This is a genomic window from Vibrio sp. M260118 (assembly GCF_036533755.1).
GTDB lineage: Bacteria > Pseudomonadota > Gammaproteobacteria > Enterobacterales > Vibrionaceae > Vibrio.
The window spans coordinates 1-2,726 of record NZ_JATABG010000424.1 but is presented as its reverse complement, the minus strand read 5'-3'; the positions used below and the strand labels follow the sequence as shown (position 1 = coordinate 2,726).

Sequence of the window (2,726 nt, the reverse complement as noted above, 5' to 3'; positions counted from 1 at the left end):
GCCCTAGTTGGCGGACTTGGGCTAAAAAGCCTGTCTGAAGCCGAACGCTTAAGCCATCTACTAAAGTAACGAGTAACCACTATGTTTTTACGCCGCCTGCCTCTTAGCGCTGCTGTTGCTGTATTTGGTGTTGCCTTGGTTGTTACTGCGATCAGTTCTGTCACCGTAGGCCCAATGAATATTGGTTTCTTGGACAGTGTCCAAAGCTTGATGTTCCGCTCGGAGCAACTTGCGCCACATATCAATTTGGTCATTCACGAAATACGTTTCCCACGCACCATCTTGTGTATGCTGGTAGGCGCAATACTGGCAATCTGTGGCACGGTAATGCAAGGTTTGTTTCGCAACCCCCTTGCTGAACCCGGTATTATTGGTGTCTCAGCTGGTGCTTCGCTTGGCGCTGCATCAGCCATCGTGCTGTTTGCCGACCTCAGTGAGCAATACCCTCAGTTTATGAACTTAGCTGCCGTTCCGGCGTTTGCCTTTCTTGGTGGCGCGCTAACTACCGTTCTGGTCTACAAACTTGGTACCAGCAAAATGGGCACTTCCGTCACCATTATGCTTCTTGCCGGCGTGGCGATTAGCGCATTATCAGGGGCAGGGATCGGCTACATGAATTTTAAAGCTGATGACCAAATGCTGCGTGATCTATCGCTCTGGTCTATGGGCTCATTGGCAGGAGCAAACTGGACGAGCATTACGCTATGCGCTGTTACACTAGCAATATTGATGGTCATATTCGTGCGCAAGGCCATGTCTCTTAACGCTCTGCTGCTTGGCGAAGCGGAAGCAAACCACCTAGGCATTCCCGTTCAACGTTTAAAGCGTCAGTTGATCTTACTTACTGCTGTTGGCGTCGGCATCACAGTGAGTGTTTCAGGCATGATTGGCTTTATTGGTTTGGTAATCCCACATCTAGGGAGAATGTTGTCTGGCCCGGATCACCGCACCTTACTGCCAATATCCGCGCTGATGGGCGCCCTGCTTCTCACGTTCGCTGACATGTTCTCTCGCGTTGCTGTTGCACCTGCTGAACTGCCAGTGGGTATTGTCACCGCCCTGATTGGCGCACCGTTTTTCATCTACCTACTGTTCAAACAAAAAGGAAAAATTCTCTGATGAGTCAGGTTGTATTATCAGGTAAGCATATTTCCATGTCGTTCGGTTCACGCAAGGTTCTGGATGATATCAGTATCGATATTCGATCCGGCGAAGTAACCACATTGTTGGGTCCTAATGGTGCAGGTAAAAGTACACTACTCAAACTGCTGTGCGGTGAGATACCTTCACATAATGATATCAGTTACTTTGGAGAGCCGCGCTGCCAGTGGCACCCTGCTAACTTAGCCAAGCATCTAGCAATGCTGCCACAACACAGTACATTGAGTTTTCCGTTTCTTGCCCAAGAGGTGGTAGAACTGGGCGCTATTCCATTAAACCTTCCTAATAATGCGGCAAAAAGAGTAGCAAAGAAATATATGCAAATGACGGATGTCACGCATTTAAGTCAACGCCTATACCCATCATTATCCGGCGGGGAAAAACAGCGCCTCCATTTAGCGCGGGTTTTAGTCCAACTGGATCAGTCGGGCGAGAGCAGGATCTTGATGCTCGATGAACCGACATCAGCTCTTGATCTTGCCCACCAGCACAATACATTGAAAATTGCACGCAAACTGGCTGACGAACACAATACCGCCGTAGTGGTCGTTCTACATGATTTAAACTTGGCTGCGCAATACTCAGATCGTTTAATTGTTCTTCATGATGGCAAGTTGGTTTGTGATGAGTCACCATGGAAAGCACTGAAGCCCGACATGATTAAACGGGTTTACGGGTACGACTCCATCGTCGCACCCCACCCTACCCTCGATTTTCCACTCATTCATCCTGCGGCATAGTCCTCGACCATAGTTTCTGATTCGCCACTACACTTTCTGAGCAAGAAGAGGCGAAACACTCGCTAAAGTAATCGTCTTCTCAATCCGCTGCGCTCTAAAACTCTTGTTGATATCTCTTCTACCGACAGTGAAGAAGTATTAATGTAGGGAATGGCTTCACGGCGGAATAAGGACTCTACCGTTCTCAACTCATGCAAACACTGCTCATCGCTGGCGTAATCACTACCTGCCAATCGATTTTCTCTAATTTCTTTTAGACGTTCAGGGTCGATAGTTAAGCCAAACAGCTTATGCCGATGAACTTCAAACTCTGGCAGTAACCTCATACGAGCCAAATCGTCGTCGATAAATGGGTAGTTCACCACTCGTAAGCCAAATTGCATCGCCATATATAAACTGGTTGGCGTTTTACCACTTCGAGACACACCGAGCAAAATAATGTCCGCATCATCAAGGCCTTTCAACGTAATACCATCATCATGCGCTAAGGTGTACTCAATCGCGGCGATACGATCAAAATACGTATCAGAATCTTTACCAACACTACGTGAACGCTGCAATTTTGGCTTAGGTTGCATCTGGATATCATCTTGAACTTTTTGCACCATACTTTCTAGCACGTCATAACAATAAGCATTTGATTCAACTAGCTTTTGACGCAGTTCAGGTATCACCATCGAGAAAAACACTAAGGGTTTTATGCTGTTGGTCTGGTATGAAGTTTCAATTTCCTTGAGCAGATCAGTTAATTTGTCTTCACTCTCCACGAAAGGAAAGGTTATTTCATTGGCGCTGAAGGGAAATTGACCTAAAACAACATGACCT

Annotated in this window: 3 protein-coding genes; 2 read left to right on the top strand and 1 reads right to left on the bottom strand. The window is 46.9% G+C overall.

Going from position 1 to position 2,726, the window contains the following annotated elements; all coding sequences use genetic code 11:
- Positions 1 to 81 precede the first annotated feature (81 nt).
- Both QTO00_RS17820 and QTO00_RS17815 read left to right on the top strand, forming a co-directional pair.
- Positions 82 to 1,119: a FecCD family ABC transporter permease gene (locus tag QTO00_RS17820; protein WP_331425972.1), complete on the top strand. Its 1,038-nt coding sequence runs from the start codon at positions 82 to 84 to the stop codon at positions 1,117 to 1,119.
- Positions 1,119 to 1,901 (top strand): heme ABC transporter ATP-binding protein, encoded by a 783-nt coding sequence (locus QTO00_RS17815; protein WP_331425971.1) that lies wholly within the window; start codon positions 1,119 to 1,121, stop codon positions 1,899 to 1,901. The genes QTO00_RS17820 and QTO00_RS17815 overlap by 1 nt, the downstream gene beginning before the upstream one ends.
- Positions 1,902 to 1,963: 62 nt before the next feature.
- Here the strand turns inward: QTO00_RS17815 and QTO00_RS17810 are convergent.
- On the bottom strand, positions 1,964 to 2,726 hold a 763-nt coding region (locus QTO00_RS17810), incomplete at its 5' end, for a pyruvate, water dikinase regulatory protein (RefSeq protein WP_331425970.1).